Origin of the sequence: Sarcina sp. DSM 11001, assembly GCF_900101015.1 — a bacterium.
In the GTDB taxonomy this organism is placed as follows: Bacteria; Bacillota; Clostridia; order Lachnospirales; family Lachnospiraceae; genus CAG-791.
The window spans coordinates 1-16,428 of the sequence record NZ_FNFZ01000046.1 but is presented as its reverse complement, the minus strand read 5'-3'; the positions used below and the strand labels follow the sequence as shown (position 1 = coordinate 16,428).

General features: G+C 49.9%; 18 protein-coding genes and 1 pseudogene. 15 read left to right on the top strand and 4 right to left on the bottom strand.

The features are described from left to right. On the bottom strand, nucleotides 1-234 hold a 234-nt coding region (locus tag BLT02_RS15925; protein WP_139187708.1), incomplete at its 3' end, for a LysR family transcriptional regulator. A 220-nt stretch (nucleotides 235-454) separates the two neighbouring features. Further along, nucleotides 455-1,330 carry a LysR family transcriptional regulator gene (locus BLT02_RS15920; RefSeq protein WP_092997813.1) on the bottom strand — a complete coding sequence of 292 codons (876 nt, stop codon included), beginning with the start codon at nucleotides 1,328-1,330 and terminating at the stop codon, nucleotides 455-457. 131 nt (nucleotides 1,331-1,461) lie between these two features. Here BLT02_RS15920 and BLT02_RS15915 point away from each other — a divergent pair, with 131 nt between their 5' ends. The 6 genes from BLT02_RS15915 (at nucleotide 1,462) to BLT02_RS15890 (ending at nucleotide 5,086) form a co-directional block, all read left to right on the top strand. After that, the gene (locus tag BLT02_RS15915) at nucleotides 1,462-1,704 is read left to right on the top strand and encodes a hypothetical protein (RefSeq protein ID WP_092997810.1); all 243 of its coding nucleotides are present in this window, start codon (nucleotides 1,462-1,464) and stop codon (nucleotides 1,702-1,704) included. After that, a complete protein-coding gene (locus BLT02_RS15910) occupies nucleotides 1,701-2,357 on the top strand; it encodes a cyclophilin-like fold protein (RefSeq protein WP_092997807.1) in 657 nt (218 codons plus the stop codon). The genes BLT02_RS15915 and BLT02_RS15910 overlap by 4 nt, the downstream gene beginning before the upstream one ends. Then, on the top strand, nucleotides 2,354-2,878 hold the full coding sequence (locus BLT02_RS15905) for a flavodoxin family protein (protein ID WP_092997804.1): 525 nt from the start codon (nucleotides 2,354-2,356) through the stop codon (nucleotides 2,876-2,878). The genes BLT02_RS15910 and BLT02_RS15905 overlap by 4 nt, the downstream gene beginning before the upstream one ends. A gap of 23 nt (nucleotides 2,879-2,901) precedes the next feature. Beyond that, the gene (locus BLT02_RS15900) at nucleotides 2,902-3,516 is read left to right on the top strand and encodes a cyclophilin-like fold protein (protein ID WP_092997801.1); all 615 of its coding nucleotides are present in this window, start codon (nucleotides 2,902-2,904) and stop codon (nucleotides 3,514-3,516) included. A 17-nt stretch (nucleotides 3,517-3,533) separates the two neighbouring features. Continuing rightward, nucleotides 3,534-4,220 carry a flavodoxin gene (locus BLT02_RS15895; RefSeq protein ID WP_092997798.1) on the top strand — a complete coding sequence of 229 codons (687 nt, stop codon included), beginning with the start codon at nucleotides 3,534-3,536 and terminating at the stop codon, nucleotides 4,218-4,220. A 95-nt stretch (nucleotides 4,221-4,315) separates the two neighbouring features. After that, entirely contained in the window at nucleotides 4,316-5,086 is a 771-nt protein-coding gene (locus BLT02_RS15890) for an SDR family NAD(P)-dependent oxidoreductase (RefSeq protein ID WP_092997796.1), read from the top strand. Nucleotides 5,087-5,239: 153 nt separating this feature from the next. Here BLT02_RS15890 and BLT02_RS18290 read toward each other — a convergent pair. Next, nucleotides 5,240-5,356, bottom strand: a pseudogene (locus BLT02_RS18290) (LysR family transcriptional regulator); the annotation flags it as partial. 133 nt (nucleotides 5,357-5,489) lie between these two features. Here BLT02_RS18290 and BLT02_RS15885 point away from each other — a divergent pair. The 5 genes from BLT02_RS15885 (at nucleotide 5,490) to BLT02_RS15865 (ending at nucleotide 8,401) form a co-directional block, all read left to right on the top strand. After that, nucleotides 5,490-6,011 (top strand): flavodoxin, encoded by a 522-nt coding sequence (locus BLT02_RS15885; protein ID WP_092997793.1) that lies wholly within the window; start codon nucleotides 5,490-5,492, stop codon nucleotides 6,009-6,011. Nucleotides 6,012-6,034: 23 nt separating this feature from the next. After that, a complete protein-coding gene (locus BLT02_RS15880) occupies nucleotides 6,035-6,412 on the top strand; it encodes a nuclear transport factor 2 family protein (protein ID WP_092997790.1) in 378 nt (125 codons plus the stop codon). A 19-nt stretch (nucleotides 6,413-6,431) separates the two neighbouring features. Then, on the top strand, nucleotides 6,432-7,259 hold the full coding sequence (locus BLT02_RS15875; protein WP_092997819.1) for an SDR family oxidoreductase: 828 nt from the start codon (nucleotides 6,432-6,434) through the stop codon (nucleotides 7,257-7,259). A 61-nt stretch (nucleotides 7,260-7,320) separates the two neighbouring features. Then, nucleotides 7,321-7,638, top strand: a complete 318-nt coding sequence (locus tag BLT02_RS18145; RefSeq protein ID WP_092997787.1) for a flavodoxin family protein — start codon at nucleotides 7,321-7,323, stop codon at nucleotides 7,636-7,638. A 1-nt stretch (nucleotide 7,639) separates the two neighbouring features. Further along, nucleotides 7,640-8,401 carry a flavodoxin gene (locus tag BLT02_RS15865; protein ID WP_175453895.1) on the top strand — a complete coding sequence of 254 codons (762 nt, stop codon included), beginning with the start codon at nucleotides 7,640-7,642 and terminating at the stop codon, nucleotides 8,399-8,401. 280 nt (nucleotides 8,402-8,681) lie between these two features. Here BLT02_RS15865 and BLT02_RS15860 read toward each other — a convergent pair whose 3' ends face one another. Then, on the bottom strand, nucleotides 8,682-9,227 hold the full coding sequence (locus BLT02_RS15860) for a TetR/AcrR family transcriptional regulator (RefSeq protein ID WP_092997781.1): 546 nt from the start codon (nucleotides 9,225-9,227) through the stop codon (nucleotides 8,682-8,684). 166 nt (nucleotides 9,228-9,393) lie between these two features. On the opposite strand from BLT02_RS15860, the gene BLT02_RS15855 reads away from it, so the two are divergent. The 4 genes from BLT02_RS15855 to BLT02_RS18035 all read left to right on the top strand — a co-directional run bounded on the left by BLT02_RS15855 (nucleotide 9,394) and on the right by BLT02_RS18035 (nucleotide 16,080). Continuing rightward, nucleotides 9,394-11,253 carry a heavy metal translocating P-type ATPase gene (locus BLT02_RS15855; protein ID WP_092997778.1) on the top strand — a complete coding sequence of 620 codons (1,860 nt, stop codon included), beginning with the start codon at nucleotides 9,394-9,396 and terminating at the stop codon, nucleotides 11,251-11,253. Between the two features lie 302 nt (nucleotides 11,254-11,555). After that, nucleotides 11,556-12,110, top strand: a complete 555-nt coding sequence (locus tag BLT02_RS15850) for a hypothetical protein (protein ID WP_092997775.1) — start codon at nucleotides 11,556-11,558, stop codon at nucleotides 12,108-12,110. A 183-nt stretch (nucleotides 12,111-12,293) separates the two neighbouring features. Next, nucleotides 12,294-13,445: a cation diffusion facilitator family transporter gene (locus BLT02_RS15845; protein ID WP_092997772.1), complete on the top strand. Its 1,152-nt coding sequence runs from the start codon at nucleotides 12,294-12,296 to the stop codon at nucleotides 13,443-13,445. Between the two features lie 781 nt (nucleotides 13,446-14,226). Beyond that, nucleotides 14,227-16,080, top strand: a complete 1,854-nt coding sequence (locus BLT02_RS18035) for an ICP22 family protein (RefSeq protein ID WP_242869852.1) — start codon at nucleotides 14,227-14,229, stop codon at nucleotides 16,078-16,080. Nucleotides 16,081-16,428 lie beyond the last annotated feature (348 nt).

The window sequence follows — 16,428 nt, the reverse complement described above, 5'->3', positions numbered from 1 at the left end:
GGCTCGTTTCAGATCCTGCCGCATACCGGTCAGGAAGGAAACAAACTGCGCGCCGGCAGGAGTGAGCGAAGCGCCTTTTCCGCTTCTCTCAAAGATCGCAAAGCCGACCTCATCCTCCAAAAGCCTGATCTGATAAGAAAACGTGGGCTGGCTGACGAACATGTTGTCGGCTGCCCGGCTGAAGTTCAACGTATGGGCAAGCTCTATACAATAATCGATCTGTTTCGTGGTCATGGTCTGTCCTCGCTATTTAAAAGTTAAATAAAGTATAGCATGTTTCGATTGGACTTCGCAATACAGCGCCGATATAATAAAGCCAGAGAAAAAACATGGCGGAGTCTGCGGGGACGGTCCTTTTGTGTCCGTCCCCTTGTTTATGTCAGTGTAAACAAGGGGACAGATACAAAAGGACCGTCCCTCTGTTTCACCTCTGTTTCAAAAAGGGGGTATGCATTTAGCAGAGACGTGTTTTAAGTTCCTGTAACAGCAGGTTTGCAATCGGTGTGAATGTCTGGTACTTTCTCCAGATCACATACATTTCTGTTTGCGGAACCCCTGACAGTGGTATAAAAGCAAGGTCGCTTTCTTCACCCGTATTGACCAGCTTGTCCAGAACAACGGCATAGCCCATCCCGGCCCTGACCATAACAGAACCGTTGAATACAAGATTATACGTTGCAACGATATTCATATCCTCTGCGGCAGATCCAAGCCACCTGGGAGATTCCTGGTCGATCCACTGTCTGGAACAGATGAGGGGCAGCTTATCCAGATCGGAAGCTTCGAATGAGTTTTTCCCCGCAAGCGGATCGTTTTTCCGCATCAGGATCCCCCATGTATCCTTCATAGGCAGTTCCAGATAATTATATTTTGAAAGATCTACATAACTCATGACTATGGCAAAATCCAGCAGTCCTTTATCGAGCCGCTCACAGACATCAGAGAGGTTCCCGCTGTAAATGTTGCATCTGATCTTCGGATAGTTTTTCTGCAGAGAATGTACCGCTTCTGCAAACAGGGACATGGCTTCAGACTCCGGGGCACCAACGAAGATATCCCCGCTGTTTGTTTCTTCAAGGGATTTGAATTCAGCTTCTGTTTTATCCACCAGTGAAAGAATATCTTCCGCACGGTCACGCAGCAACATCCCCGCCTCTGTGAGCCTGATACTGTAGTTGGACCGGATGAACAGTTTAGCGCCAAGTTCTTTCTCCAGTTCCTTCAGCTGCTTTGACATGGTCGGCTGGGAGATAAAGAGTCGTTCCGCCGCACGCGTCATGTTGCCTTCCCTGGCTGTTTCAAGAAAATATCTGAGTACACGGATCTCCATAGCAGCACACTCCTTTCCAGATATTCTATTTCAGAATAACTAAAAATGCAATATGGGTATTAGACATTTCTGGAACCGCAGAATAAAATGGACTCAGAAAAGAGATCACCCCATTGAAGGAGGAACAGAGCATGGCTCTGGCTAGTAATGCGAAGGAATGCCTGCATCAGAATCTGCATGATGCAAGATGTAGCAAAGAGCAGATCGAAAGATGCATGGCGTTTTCAGATAAAGGAGACCTGGGCAGGATGCTTTTCATTCTTAAAGAACACCGGAAGGAGCTCTTGGATACGATCCATGCGAATCAAAATGCGCTTGACTCCCTCGCTTATCTCATAGTGCAGACAGAAAAAAAGGAAGGTAACAAACGATGAAAAAGCGGATTTTAAGTGTTTTTATAGTATTGGCAATACTCATAGCCATGACAAGCTGCGGAAGCAGGCAGGGTCAGAATACATCTGTTGACCCTGCCGCAGTAGAGGCAGCAGCCGCTCAGACGACAGAGTCAGACAGAGCAAGTGATTTGATTCAGGGGGATGAGGCGCAGATGTCAAAAGAGGGCACTTCAAATACAAGTGAGATGAACGACCCGGCTCAGCCGTCAGAAAAGGCGGGCATAGAGGAAACGTCCACAGAAGAGACAAGCACAGAGGAGGTAAAAGCAAAAATGCTAAGGATGATGATCGGAAATACGGCAGTTGATGTTGACTGGGAAAACAATGAATCTGTTGAAGCGCTGAAGGAGCTATGCGAAAATGAGTCGCTTGTGATCCAGATGTCCATGTACGGCGGTTTTGAGCAAGTAGGACCCATTGGCAGCATTCTCCCTTCGAATGACACACAGACGACTACATCTGCCGGAGACATTGTGCTGTATTCATCCAATCAGATCGTTGTATTTTACGGTTCAAATTCCTGGGCTTATACGAGACTCGGGCACATTACCGATCAGGATGCGTCCGGAATGGCCAGCCTCCTCAGTAACGGAAATGTGACGATTACGATCAGTATGGAGGACGCAGAATGAAGATCCTTGTATTAAACGGAAGCCCGCATTTAAACGGCGCAACTTCGGACATGGTCAATGCCTTCGCACAAGGGGCGAAGGAAGCCGGTCACGAAGTGGAAATCATCAATGTCGCTCACAAAAACATCCATGGCTGTATGGCCTGTGAGTACTGCAGGGAAAAAGAGCAGGGCATCTGCTGTCAGAAGGATGATATGCAGGCCATCTATCCGGAGATCCTGTCCTCGGATATGGTCGTGTTTGCCTCCCCGATCTATTACTTTACGCTCTCGGCCCAGCTGCAGGCAGCGATCCACCGGACCTATTCGATTGACATTCCGAAGAACGTGAAGAAGGTCGCATTGATCATGAGTTCCGGGAGTCCTTTCGTCTATGGGCCGGCCATCGCACAGTATTTCCAGTCCATAGTGGAATACTGGGGCGTGGAAAACGCCGGGATCTTCACGGCAAACGGGAAGAAAAACAAATCGGAAGAAAAACGTAATGAACTGTACAGGTTTGGTAAAGACCTGAGAGCATGAAAAAACATTTGGAGAGAAAACAGATGAAAAAGAAACTTATGGCAATTATAACGGCAATGGCACTTTGCCTGTCCCTGGCTGCATGCGGAAGCAGCAGCACAGCCGCATCCGGACAGCAAGCCGCTCAGGACACCGCCCAAAGTACGGAAACCACAGGTCCGGCGGAGAATGATAATTCTTCACAGGTGCAGGAAGAAGAAAAAAACAAGGTTGCCAAAGACGGCGCTGACATGCAGACAGAGGATAAGTCCATTGCAACGCGGATTCCTATGGAAGGCGGCACAAAGATCAACATGTATTTTGGCGATACGCTGATCACCGGAGTGCTGAACGATTCCGAAACAGCGAAGGCGCTGATCGAAAAGCTGCCGATGACGCAGCACATGAGCCGCTACTCTCACGATTTCTGCGGCGTAACGGAGGAACTGCCGTACAATGAAGATGACGTCCATTACGGATGGCTCAACGGTGATATCGATTATGCCCTGAATGCGCCGTACTTCACAATCCTCTTCGAGGATGAAGATGTCTCGGAACAGTATGGCTATCAGGTCAATATTGGCGTGATCACCTGCCCGATCGCGGATATTGCCGCTCTGCAGGGCTCATATGACGTTCGGATCGAACTGGCTGACTGATTCAGGGAGTGGCATTGATGAAGCATTTTTCAAAAATCATTTCGATATTACTGACCATAATCATTATCGGCACCGTACTGACAGGCTGCTCCGGAAAAAGTAATGAAACATCCACCCAGGCACCTGTACAGACCGATACGCAGAATGAGACCACGTCTCCCTCTGAAGCTTCCGGATCAGAACAGAATGAGTCTGACGCGGCTGAAGACCATAAAATCCTGGTCGTTTACTTCTCTTATACCGGTCATCTGGACAGCATGGCGCACTGGATCGCCGATGAGACCGGCGGCGATATTGTCCGTGTAACAGCAAAAGAGGCTTATCCGGATGATTATGACGAAACCGTTGACCGTGCCAAGAAGGAGCGTGACGATAACGCAAGGCCGGAGATCACTGCTGACCTTACGGAAGAGAAACTTGCGGAATATGACACGGTTTTCTTCGGCTTCCCGGTATGGTGGTATGATCTGCCTATGCCGATGTGGACCTTCCTGGAAAGCTATGATTTTTCCGGCAAGACGATCATCCCCTTCATTTCTCATGAGGGGACATCCAATGGAGGAAGTGCTTTTCAGAACATGAAGGAACTGGCTCCGGATGCCGAGATCCGCTCCGATGATTATCTGTCGATTCGCGGAGGCAGGGTGGATTCCTCTGAGCAGGATGTCCGTTCCTGGGTAAGCGGACTAGGGTATTCCAAATGAGCAGAAAGCAAATGATGCATATGACCGTCGACTGCTTACTGACGGTCCCCAAAAACGAACGAAAGAATAATCAATGACATGAGGAGGATTTTAAAATGCAGGCAAAAATGCTGGACGGAAAAGTAGCAATCGTATCAGGCGCAAGCTACGGCATGGGATATTCCATGGCAGAGCTTTTCGCAAAAGAAGGCGCTAAAGTCGTCATGACCGCCAGGGGAAAAGAAAAGCTGGACGCTGCGGTGCAGCAGATTCGAGACCAGGGCTATGACGTCACCGGTGTCGTGGCAGACAATAAAAACCTCGATGATGTGAAGAGAGTCATTCAGACAGCACTGGACGTATACGGGGATCTGGATATCGTCATCAACAATGCCGCCATTGGCGAGCAGAAGATGATCGACGAAACCGACGACGAATGGCTGGAGCATGTATACCAGACCAATGTGTTCGGACCGTTCCGCTTTATCCGGGAAGCACTGAAAATCTTCCTTCCGAAGAACGAAGGCTGCATCATCAATATCTCTTCTGTAAACGGTGAACGCCCCTTCTGCGGCGCGTCTTATACATCTTCCAAGGGCGCGATCAATACGCTGACAAAAAACGTTGCTATGCGGCTGATCGATACCAACATCCGCATCAATGCTGTCGCACCCGGCGCAACGGTAACGCCCGCACATCTGGCCAATAAGGCCGGCGAGCAGCCCGGCGGTGCGAAGATGCTGGAATACAGCAAGCACTTTGTCTACTTCCCCGGACCGGAATGCGACCCCATGGATCAGGCGAACGCGTGCCTGTTCCTGGCTTCCGACATGGGAAAGCATGTAAAGGGCCAGGTTATCCAGGTCTGCAACGGGGCATTTCTTTGATAGGCAGAGGATAGTCCGTGGGGACGGTCCTTTGATAGTCCGTGGGGACGGTCCTTTTGTGTCCGTCCCCTTGTTTATGTCAGTGTAAACAAGGGGACAGATACAAAAGGACCGTCCCTCTGTTTTCCAAAAGGACCGTCCCTCTGTTTTCTGCAAAAGCCTGATCTGGTAGGAAAAGGTTGGCTGGCTGACGAACATATTGTCGGCTGCCCGACTGAAGTTCAGTGTATGGGCAAGCCCTATACAGTAATCGATCTGTTTGGTTGTCATGACACGCTCATGCTATTTAATTATTAAATCAAGTATAGCGTGTTTCGATTGGACACTACGATACTCTGCCCATATAATAAAGACAGATCAAATAACGGCATTTGCCGGATAAGAACAACAGGAGGAACCAACCATGGCTAAAACACTGATCGCATTTTTCTCAAGGGCGGACGAGAACTATTTCGGCGGCGCGATGAGGTACGTAAAGGTCGGAAATACCGAGATCGTCGTGAATCTCATGAAGGAAATGATCGATGCCGATACCTTTAAAATCGAGATGGCGAATCCCTACTCCCCTGTATACATGACCTGCATTGAGGAGGCGAAGAAGGATCTGCGCAGCCAGGCAAGACCCGAACTTAAAAGTTACCTTGAAAGTATTGATGAGTATGATACCGTCATTCTTGCCTATCCGAACTACTGGGGCACCTTCCCGATGGCTGTTGCCACCTTCCTTGAGCGTTACGATTTCACCGGCAAGACGATCCTGCCTCTCTGCACGAATGAAGGAAGCGGCATGGGCGGCAGCGAAAGCGGCATTAAAAAGCTGACTCCCGGTGCCACCGTTGTGAAGGGCCTTCCGATCACCGGAAGCAGCGCGGCAAGCGCCGGTCCGAGCGTAGAACACTGGCTGAAAGCCAATCGTCTTCTGTGAGGCTCGTAAGAGGAGAAACTGATATGTCGGGGAATCCGGATACAGAAGCAATCAGACAGGCATATATCCGCTTGTATGAAGGCATGATCGCAAAGGACGAAAAGACGCTGAATGAAGTACTGGATGACAGCTTTGTCCTGGTACACATGACGGGTATGAGGCAGCCGAAGGAAGCCTTTCTCAAAGCAGTGCTGAACGGGACTCTGAATTACTATTCTGCAGAGCATGAAAATATGCCTGTAGAAATCAGCGGAAACACAGCAGCCCTGACCGGGCAGTCCTATGTGGCTGCAGCCGTGTTCGGCGGAGGCAGACATAACTGGCACCTGCAGCAGAAATGCAGCCTGAAGAAAATAAACGGCGTCTGGAAGATCACCCGGAGTGTGGCAAGTACATACTGAAATGGAATGGAGCAATCAGATGAAGAAAGAAGTTATGATCGTGACCGGCGCAGGGCAGATCGGCATGGCCCTGGCCCGAAGGACCGGATTTGGAAAGAAGATCATCCTCGGCGATAAGAGCATGAAGAATGCGGAGAACATCGCTGAGATCATGAATAACGCCGGATATGATGTGATTCCCTTTGAAATGGATCTTTCTTCCAGAGAAGATATCCTGGCGATCATCCGTAAAGCACAGGAATGCGGCGAGATCAAGTACCTCATCAACGCCGCAGGTGTGTCACCATCCCAGGCTCCCATCGAGGCGATTCTGAAAGTAGATCTGTACGGAACGGCAGTCTTACTGGAAGAGGTCGGAAAAGTGATCGCGGAAGGCGGTGTCGGTGTGACGATCTCCAGCCAGTCCGGATGGCGCATGCCTCAGCTTACACCCGAGGAGGATCGACAGCTTGCCATGACGCCGACCGAGGAGCTGCTCTCATTGCCTCTCCTGCAGCCGGAAAACATCCGGGATACCCTGCATGCCTACCAGCTTGCCAAGCGCTGCAATGAAAAGCGGGTCATGTACGAGTGCATCCGCTGGGGTGAGCGCGGCGCAAGGCTCAATGACATTGCCCCCGGCATCATCGTGACACCTCTGGCAGTCGATGAGTTCAACGGTCCGAGAGGCGGCTTCTATAAGAACATGTTCGCAAAGTGTCCTGCGGGAAGACCCGGAACGGCGGATGAGATGGCGAATATCGCAGAGCTTCTGATGAGCGATGCCGGAGCCTTCATCACCGGTTCCACCTTCCTCGCGGACGGCGGTGCAACGGCGAGCTACTATTACGGGCCTCTGCAGCCGTGACCATGGCACAGGGTCCTCAGAAACTATGGAATATAGGATAGTACCTATAAAGAGGCAGATCATGAAAGTATTGCTTGTTAACGGCAGCCCTCATCAAAACGGCTGTACCTATACAGCACTCGCCGAAGTTGCCGGCGCGCTTCATTCAGAGGGGATCGGGACAGATTTCTACTGGATTGGAAATAAACCGATCGGCGGCTGCATTGGATGCTTTCAATGCGCAAAGAAGCAGAAATACGTTTTCGACGACAAGGTAAATGGGATCATCGAGAATCTTGATTCTGCGAAAGTGGAGCTGGCAGACGATGAGTTTGAGCAGTTGGAGAGCTCTTTGAATGGTCTGAAGGTATATGGTCACAGAGGCCTGGGAGGATTTTAACATGAGTAAGAATATCAAAAACCTGATCTGCCTGATACTCTCTTTGGGGCTGATCCTTTCGTTGACTGCATGCAGCAATGCAGGAAGCAACAGTAAGAATCAATCTTCTGCAGCGCCTTCTGGGGGAACAAGCAGTCAGGCTGCAGATGCAGACGACAAAACGGCCCCAGAACAAACGGATGAATCTGCAAATGAAACGCCTGCGGACAATTCGGATGGAAATGATTCCGAAAGCTCACGTATCCTGGTCGTGTACTTCTCCCGTACCGGTGAGCAATACACCGTTGGTGTGATCGATCACGGCAACACAGCAATCGTTGCGGAAATGATCGCGGACGAAACCGACGCGGATTTTTTTGAAGTAGTGCCTGAGGATGATCATTATCCGATGACCTACACTGAACTCACAGATGTGGCAAAGAAAGAGCAGAATGACAACGCAAGACCGGCCTATGCAGGAGAAGTTCCCGATCTTTCGCAGTACGATACCGTCTTCATTGGAGCCCCGGTGTGGTGGGGAGACTGGCCGATGATCATGTACACGTTCTTCGAGGAAAATGCTGACGCGCTTGCCGGGAAAAGCCTGGTGCCTTTCTCCACCCACGAGGGTTCCGGCCTTTCCGGGTTTGATAAAAAGCTCTCTTCTTCCATTCCCGGAAGCACGGTGCTTAGAGGACTTGCGATCCGCGGGAACGATTGCCAGAACAAACAGGACAGCGTCAGAGAATCCGTAAAGAACTGGATCGCAGGTTTAGAATTCTGAACATAAAGATCTCTTACGCATTGATCGCTGGTGCAAGAAATAGATAAAAACTGCTCGTCGTGATGATGCTGCAGGCCCGAGTAAAACAGGCGCTATAACAGAATAACACCACTATGAGGCCCGGAACAAAAACAGTATCCGGGTCTTTTTTATGAAGATATTAAAACGTCCTTGACAAGAGTTCATGGGGACGGTCCTTTTGTGTCCGTCCCCTTGTTTATGTCAGTGTAAACAAGGGGACAGATACGAAAGGACCGTCCCTCTGTTTTCAGTTCTGTTTTCAGTTTATGGACGTTGTGGTTTCAAAGAAAAAGGCGCTGATCTCTTCCGGGGTATACTGCCTGTTTGCCGTCCACCAGCGCACTGTTTCCGCAAAATCACAGATCATATGGTTGAGCACGTAATCATAAGGAGCATTGTATGCAGACTCCGGAACGATGGCGGAAAACAGGTCTTTCAGATGCTGTTTAAAGAAAAACAGGAATGTCTCTCCGCTTTCTCCTGTCACAAGGCCTGGCAGATAGTCCATATGTTCCTTAAAATGGTACAGGACATGAGTGACCATTGCCCGGGTATCATGTTCATCAGAGAAGTCATGTGTCTTCTCCTTCTTCAGATCCTCTGAAAAAACGTGGTCAAAGATTTCTGTGCAGAGGGAACTGAGAAGATCATCCTTCGTTTCAAAATGGGCATAGAAGGTGGTCCGTCCGATATCAGCCATATCGATGATCTCCTGAACGGTGATCTTTGAATAAGGCTCGTTTTTCAAAAGGTTTGTGAATGCGCTGTAAATCGCGTCTCTTGTCTTTCGTTGTCTGCGATCCATGAAATCCCCCTGCTCCTGAACACATTAATGGTTTTGTTCCGTAACGAATGATCCGCCGATTCTGATTATTGTCTGGAGAGAAACACTCGGCTATACTGCAACAGAACACTATGTTCTGTATCAAACATAATATACGAAAGTGAACACCGGATGTCAAGGAGGACATATGATAAACAGATGGCTTGAGAACGAACCGAAAGAGACGCTTGTATGTGCAGTGACATCTGCCATTGCATTGGTGCTTAGCATCACAGGGATCCTGAAAAACGTTCTCCCTTTTGATATTGCCTGGGTGGCGATTGTTCTATGCGGTATCCCGATCCTGGCAGGAGCATTTAAAGGTGTTGTCTTTGAACATGATATCAAGGCAGACCTGCTTGTCTCGCTGGCGCTTATCGCATCGGCTGCCACAGGAGAGTTCTTCGCGGCAGGAGAGGTCGCCCTGATCATGCAGATCGGTTCTCTTCTGGAGGATTACACATCCGGAAAGACCCGTGAAGGAATCGAAAAACTGATCGGGATGACTCCGCGCACTGCGAGGGTGATCCGTGACGGTACTTCGGCAGAGATCCCTGCAGAGGAGGTAAAGGCAGGTGATGTCCTCAGCGTTCTTGCGGGGGAAACTATTCCTGTGGACGGAACGATCCTTGAAGGAGAGACCTCGATCGATCAGTCGATCATGACAGGCGAAAGCATACCGGTGGACAAGAAGGCCGGCGATCAGGTATCAAGCGGAACGATCAATCAGTTCAGTACATTTACCATGCGTGCGGATGCTGTCAGCACGGACAGCTCTCTTCAGCGGATGGTTCGCCTCGCTGAAGAAGCGGAAGAAAACAAGGCACCGATAGTCACAGCCGCGGACCGCTGGGCTACATGGCTGGTTGTGATCGCTCTTTCCTGCGCTGTCCTCACCTGGATCTTTACCGGGAAGTTTATGCGGGCCGTAACGGTGCTCGTGGTATTTTGCCCCTGTGCCTTTATCCTTGCTACACCTACGGCGGTCCTGGCCGGGATCGGCAACGCGGCAAAATACGGCATTATTGTACGGTCCGGAGATGCGCTTGAGCGTCTGTCTAAGATCCGGAGGATCGCTTTTGACAAAACCGGTACGCTTACTTATGGAAAGCCTCAGGTGACAGCCGCTGTGAGTACATCTGAAGCCTGTTCGGATGAAGAAGTCCTGCGGATAGCTGCTCTGACGGAACAGAAATCAGAACATCCTCTTGGGAAAGCAATCTGGACAGCCTATGAAAAGGCCGGAGGAAAGGCTGAGGAAGCAAAGGACTTCCGTGTACTCGCCGGACAGGGCGTTTCCGCTGTGGTGGATGGAAAAAGAATTCTTGCCGGTAAAGAGGATTTCATGCGTTCACAAGGAATCGACGTATCCGCCGCTTATGATTCATGCCGGAAGGAGCTTGATCAGGGCGCTACGATCGTCTATCTTGCTGTGGACAATACGCTTGCCGGTTTTATTGCACTCCGTGATACAGTCCGCGAAGATGCAAGGGAAACGCTTGACAGACTGAAAGCAGTTGGTATAACACCGATGCTGCTGACAGGAGATAATGAGCGGGCGGCAAAAACGATTGCTGCAAATGTTGGTATTTCTGATATACAGGCAAATCTCCTGCCGGAAGAAAAGATGGAGATCATCAAAAAACTCTCCGGCGGAAAAGAACCTGTCTGTATGGTCGGAGATGGAGTCAATGACGCATTGGCTCTGACAAGCGCAGATGCCGGAATCGCCATGGGCGGTATCGGTTCGGATATCGCAATTGAATCTGCAGACGCAGTTCTGGTGAGCGATCAGATCAGGCGGCTTCCTTATCTCTTCGGATTGATGCAGAAGGTCATGAAAAAGGTCCAGGTCAATATCATTGTTTCACTGATCATTAATCTTACCGCTGTTGTTCTCTCCGCAGCCGGTATTCTGAATCCTGTAACAGGAGCACTCTGGCATAACTGCGGATCTGTATTTGTTGTCGTCAATGCAGCACTTCTTCTCAGAGAAAAAGATCGATAAGACTACACTGCCTGGCAGAAAAGCAGAATACGATATACATTTTATCAGGGACCACAAGCAACTGCAGGTCCCTTTTTTCATGGAGACACTAAAAAGGCTTTGACTTTTTGTCCTGGGGTGTATAATTATAACCGTTTTACTGGAATCACAGAAAGTCTGGATTAAGGCATTAAGATTAAGGTATTAAGATTAAGGTATTAAGATTAAGGTATTAAGATTAAGGTATTAAGATCAAGATATTAAGATCAAGGTATTAAGATTAAGGTATTTAAAAAATAAGTCGTTAAATCGAGGAGGAAAAGATGAAAAACAAATGGCTCATTGCAGGAGCACTGGTACTGAGCATGCTGGCTTTTACTGCATGTGGCAGGAAGAAGGAAGAGAGCTTTGAGGAGACAGATCCCGAAGCAGTCGTAGAAGAGGTGAAGCAGGAGGTTGAGGAGACCTCAGAAAAGACACAGAAAGAAGTAGAGGCAGCAGATGAAATGGCGGAAGAGTTCCTGTCTGATTTTACCGACGAGATGAATCTCACCGGCAGCTGGCAGGACGAAGTCAGCCAGCGCGCAACCATGGATATTGAAAAAGCCCTTACTGGAACCTATCATATCCTGATTCATTGGGCTTCGGGGGCCAAAGAAACTTCCATCTGGGAAATCAGCGGAACCTATGACGAGACAACCGGGATGATCTCTTATGAAAACGGCAACTATTCTGTTCATACCTGGGATGACAATGACGAAGAGACGATCTCAGGCCTGGACGTGACCAAAGGTGCCCTGATGAAAGAGGGCGAAAAAATCCGTTGGAGCGACTCTAAAAACGAGGATGACTGCGTGTTTATAAAAGTCTCGGAATAATTGAACTGTCAGATCATGGAGATAAAAACGTTTTAATATTTGTCGGCAAAAAGTAAAAAGCTGTCCACCAGACGGGAAGGGCCTAAAATACTGGTGTCCAATCTACCGGGTACAGTTTAAAGCATTCATTTTTGAGGAGGGAGGCAATCTGGCTGTGCAGATCAGATTGTCGGAGAAAGTTTGATGGAAAAACAGAAAATAAGGAATAATAATCGCGGGACTGAAAGCAGCAGGGAGGCGATGATCGTCAGGACCAGTATAATCGGGATCATCGCCAATGTATTCCTTGCCGCCTTTAAGGCAGTGATCGGCGTCCTGACCCATTCGATCGCCATCGTGCTGGATGCAGTCAACAACATTTCCGATGCGGGCAGTTCCCTGATCACCATAGTTGGGACCAGGCTTGCGGGAAGGGAGCCGGACAAAAAGCATCCCTTCGGTTATGGACGGATCGAGTACCTGAGCGCGATGATCATCTCTGTCATTGTTCTTTACGCCGGCATTACATCGCTCGTGGAATCTGTCAAGCAGATCATTCACCCTGAAAGACCGGACTACAACGCGATTTCTCTGATCATCGTCGCGGTGGCGGTCGTGGTGAAAATCCTTCTGGGCCGCTATGTAAAAAGTGTCGGAGAGAGAGTCAACTCCGATTCTCTTGTCAACTCGGGCGAAGATGCCACACTGGATTCTGTCATTTCCGCCTCAACGCTTGTGGCTGCCGGCATTTTCCTCATCTTCCATATCTCCCTGGAGGCCTGGCTCGGTGCGATCATCTCTGTCGTGATCATCAAATCCGGGATCGGGATGCTGCAGGAGACGATCTCCCGGATACTGGGCGAACGCAACGATGCGGAGCTGGCCAAAGCGATCCGGCACACTGTTGTATCCTTTCCCGAAGTGCAGGGAGCCTATGACCTGGTCCTGAACAACTACGGCCCGGACACTTGGAACGGCTCGATCCACATTGAGGTGCCGGACACCTGTTCAGCCAATGAACTCGATCTGCTTCTGCGAAACATCCAGGTGGCTGTCAACAAAGAGCACCATGTTATCCTGTCCGCGATCGGTGTGTATTCTGTGAACACGAAAGACCCGGAAGTGATCGAAACCCGGCAGAGAGTGCAGAAGATCGTGTTTTCCCATCCTCATGTGATCCAGATGCATGCCTTCTATCTGGTTAAAGAGCCCAAGGCGATCCGCTTCGACGTCGTGATCAGCTTTGATGCGGAGGACCGAAGCGCGGTCTATAAGGAAATCGTTGCTGATGTCCAAAAGGAATTTCCGGATTACCAGCTGCAGGTCGCTTTGGATGCCGATTTTGAGGAGGAATGACTGCCCCGGAAGAATTATTCCGATAGGCCTGGATGAAAGACTGCGGGGACGGTCCTTTTGTGTCCGTCCCCCTGTTTATGCCAGTGGATAAACAGGGGGACAGATACAAAAGGACCGTCCCTTTTTTTCCCAAAAAGGACCGTCCCTTTTTTTCCCTTTTTTTCCAGGAAAGTGACAAGGCACTTTTTTATTGGAAACAGGAATCTGTAAAAAAAGCAATAAAACTTCAATCTTGTTTCAAGCTATCTCCTTTACACTGATCCCGTCAACCGCAAGGGAGATTATTATTTAAAAAGATTACTTATTATGAGATAGTTTTTATCAAGTATTAAGGGAGGTGTCTTCTATGAAAAACATAACAAAGAAGAACATAACAAAGAAGAACATGACCAGGACAGCCGCGATCCTTCTGGCAGCTATGATGACTACTGGACTGTGTGCCTGCGGAAACGGCACAACCAGGAAGACTGCGGGGACGGTCCTTTTGTGTCCGTCCCCCTGTTTATGCCAGTGGATAAACAGGGGGACAGATACAAAAGGACCGTCCCTTTTTTCCCACCTTTTTTTCCAAAAGGACCGTCCCTTTTTTCCTTTTTTTTCCAGGAAAGTGACAAGGCGCTTTTTTTTGGAAACAGGAATCTGTAAAAAAAGCAATAAAGCTTCAATCTTGTTTCAAGCTATCTCCTTTACACTGATCCCGTCAACCGCAAGGGAGATTATTATTTAAAAAGATTACTTATTATGAGATAGTTTTTATCAAGTATTAAGGGAGGTGTCTTCTATGAAAAACATAACAAAGAAGAACATAACAAAGAAGAACATGACCAGGACAGCTGCGATCCTTCTGGCAGCTATGCTGACTACTGGACTGTGTGCCTGCGGAAACGGCACAACCAGTGTTTCCAAGGACTCCGGCCAAACGGTGGAACAGACAGGAGCAGACACTGATCCGGGTGAAACAGAAGAAGTTGACAAGCCGGCTGCGGCAGGAGTAGCTGTCAGTCCGGCTGCGGCGGAAACAGCTGACGATTCAACTGCAGAAAAGGAGAATAACATTTCAGGCAGCACTCCTTCAGAAAAAACGGACGGGGACAGCAGCTCTGCCGGCACCCCTCCTGAAGGCAGTACCGGCGGTACGCCTCCCGAGAAACCGGATGGAAATGGCGGTTCAGGCGGTACACCCCCTGAAGGCGGCACCCCTCCTGGAGGCAGCACCCCTCCTGAAGGCGGCATCGGAGGAACTCCACCTGAGAAACCGGATGGAAATGGCGGTCCCGGAGGTACCCCCCTGAAGGCAGCACCCCTCCTGGAGGCAGCACCCCCCCTGAAGGCGGTCCCGGAGGAACCCCCCCCCGAGAAACCGGACGGGAATGGCGGTCCTGGCGGAGCTCCGGGCAGAGCTCCTGGCGGAAGCAGTACGGACATCAATTATTCCGGCGCTGTGGAGATCAGCTCAGCAGACACCCAGAGCGGCCAGATCTATGACAGTTCGGCTTCGGATGAAAACGCTCTTTTGATCAGCACTTCCGATGACGTAACGATCACTGATCCCACCGTCACCAAAACCGGCGATTCCGACGGCGGTGACAGCTGCAACTTCTATGGCCTGAACGCAGCTGTCCTGGTCAAGGACGGTGCGCAGACCACCATCACGGGCGGAACGATCACCTCTGATGCAGACGGCGCTAACGGTGTCTTCAGCTACGGCGGGAACGGCGGCCGGAACGGGGCAGAGGGTGACGGAACCAGCGTGACCATACGCGATACGACTATTACTACAACAGGCAGCGGCTCCGGCGGGATCATGACCACAGGGGGCGGCACCACCTATGCTTATAATCTGGATGTGACGACATCCGGACAGTCTTCCGCGGCGATCCGGACTGACAGAGGCGGCGGAACCGTCGTGGTGGACGGCGGTACATATACCTCCAACGGACTCGGTTCCCCGGCGATCTATTCTACGGCTGACATTACAGTTTCGAATGCGGCACTGACCTCCAATCTTTCTGAAGGCGTGTGCATCGAAGGCCTGAACTCCATCACCCTCAACAACTGTGAACTGGCTGCCGACAACACAAAGTGCAATGGTAACGCCACTTTTCTGGACAGTATCATGATCTACCAGTCCATGTCGGGCGACGCGGACAGCGGCACCAGCCACTTCACCATGACCGGCGGGAGCCTCACCAGCAAGAGTGGACATGTATTCCATGTGACCAACACCAATGCGGTCATCACACTCGAAGGTGTGGACATCCTCAATGAGGACACGGAGAATATCCTGCTTTCCGTCTGTGCAGATGGATGGAGCGGCGGCAGCAATGTCGCAGCCCTCAAAGCCGCTGCACAGAAGCTCGATGGAGCAGTCAAGGTCGGCAGTGATTCCAGTCTGACTCTGGAACTCACGGACGGTTCCACTTTTGAAGGGTATATTGACGGCAATATCACTAATGCCAAAGGCGGTACTGTTTCCACTGAGGCCGGCGAGGTCTCCGTGACCCTGGATGACAGCAGCACCTGGACGCTGACCGGCGACAGCTATGTAACAGAATTTAACGGCAATGCGGCCAACGTGATCAGCAACGGCTATACCCTGTATGTGAACGGCACTGCTTTGACAGAAGCACAGTAGTCCGTGGGTTTGGTCCGTGGGGACGGTCCCAATGACATTAAGGTATGAAAACAGAAAATAATAGTGTATTATTCAGGATAAGGTAAATTCAAACGGAACACAGCCAGTTCTCGGGTTTACGGCCAGAAATTATTATTTTTGGAAAAGGCAAACAGACAGTCTGGGGAGACTGCCTACTGAAAGGTGTTTTATTGTTTTGAGTTTATCTGTAGTTTAGTGTATCAGCCGACTGGCGCCGTAGGTTCCTTTTGAATTTACGGCCCGGTCGGACTGGTACCAGGTATCTACAGATCATACTTGCTATATCTTCTATCCTGCCGTTTAAAAAGCGGATACAATTCTTTTGTG

What these genes read in the sequence shown, in the direction of transcription:
- BLT02_RS15885 (WP_092997793.1), top strand. Translation starts at nt 5,490, where the DNA reads ATGGCTAAAACACTGATCGCATTTTTCTCAAGGGCGGACGAGAACTAT.
- BLT02_RS15860 (WP_092997781.1), bottom strand. Translation starts at nt 9,227, where the DNA reads ATGGATCGCAGACAACGAAAGACAAGAGACGCGATTTACAGCGCATTC.
- BLT02_RS15880 (WP_092997790.1), top strand. Translation starts at nt 6,035, where the DNA reads ATGTCGGGGAATCCGGATACAGAAGCAATCAGACAGGCATATATCCGC.
- BLT02_RS15875 (WP_092997819.1), top strand. Translation starts at nt 6,432, where the DNA reads ATGAAGAAAGAAGTTATGATCGTGACCGGCGCAGGGCAGATCGGCATG.
- BLT02_RS15850 (WP_092997775.1), top strand. Translation starts at nt 11,556, where the DNA reads ATGAAAAACAAATGGCTCATTGCAGGAGCACTGGTACTGAGCATGCTG.
- BLT02_RS15910 (WP_092997807.1), top strand. Translation starts at nt 1,701, where the DNA reads ATGAAAAAGCGGATTTTAAGTGTTTTTATAGTATTGGCAATACTCATA.
- BLT02_RS15895 (WP_092997798.1), top strand. Translation starts at nt 3,534, where the DNA reads ATGAAGCATTTTTCAAAAATCATTTCGATATTACTGACCATAATCATT.
- BLT02_RS15890 (WP_092997796.1), top strand. Translation starts at nt 4,316, where the DNA reads ATGCAGGCAAAAATGCTGGACGGAAAAGTAGCAATCGTATCAGGCGCA.
- BLT02_RS15900 (WP_092997801.1), top strand. Translation starts at nt 2,902, where the DNA reads ATGAAAAAGAAACTTATGGCAATTATAACGGCAATGGCACTTTGCCTG.
- BLT02_RS15920 (WP_092997813.1), bottom strand. Translation starts at nt 1,330, where the DNA reads ATGGAGATCCGTGTACTCAGATATTTTCTTGAAACAGCCAGGGAAGGC.
- BLT02_RS18035 (WP_242869852.1), top strand. Translation starts at nt 14,227, where the DNA reads ATGAAAAACATAACAAAGAAGAACATAACAAAGAAGAACATGACCAGG.
- BLT02_RS15915 (WP_092997810.1), top strand. Translation starts at nt 1,462, where the DNA reads ATGGCTCTGGCTAGTAATGCGAAGGAATGCCTGCATCAGAATCTGCAT.
- BLT02_RS18145 (WP_092997787.1), top strand. Translation starts at nt 7,321, where the DNA reads ATGAAAGTATTGCTTGTTAACGGCAGCCCTCATCAAAACGGCTGTACC.
- BLT02_RS15905 (WP_092997804.1), top strand. Translation starts at nt 2,354, where the DNA reads ATGAAGATCCTTGTATTAAACGGAAGCCCGCATTTAAACGGCGCAACT.
- BLT02_RS15855 (WP_092997778.1), top strand. Translation starts at nt 9,394, where the DNA reads ATGATAAACAGATGGCTTGAGAACGAACCGAAAGAGACGCTTGTATGT.
- BLT02_RS15845 (WP_092997772.1), top strand. Translation starts at nt 12,294, where the DNA reads ATGGAAAAACAGAAAATAAGGAATAATAATCGCGGGACTGAAAGCAGC.
- BLT02_RS15865 (WP_175453895.1), top strand. Translation starts at nt 7,640, where the DNA reads ATGAGTAAGAATATCAAAAACCTGATCTGCCTGATACTCTCTTTGGGG.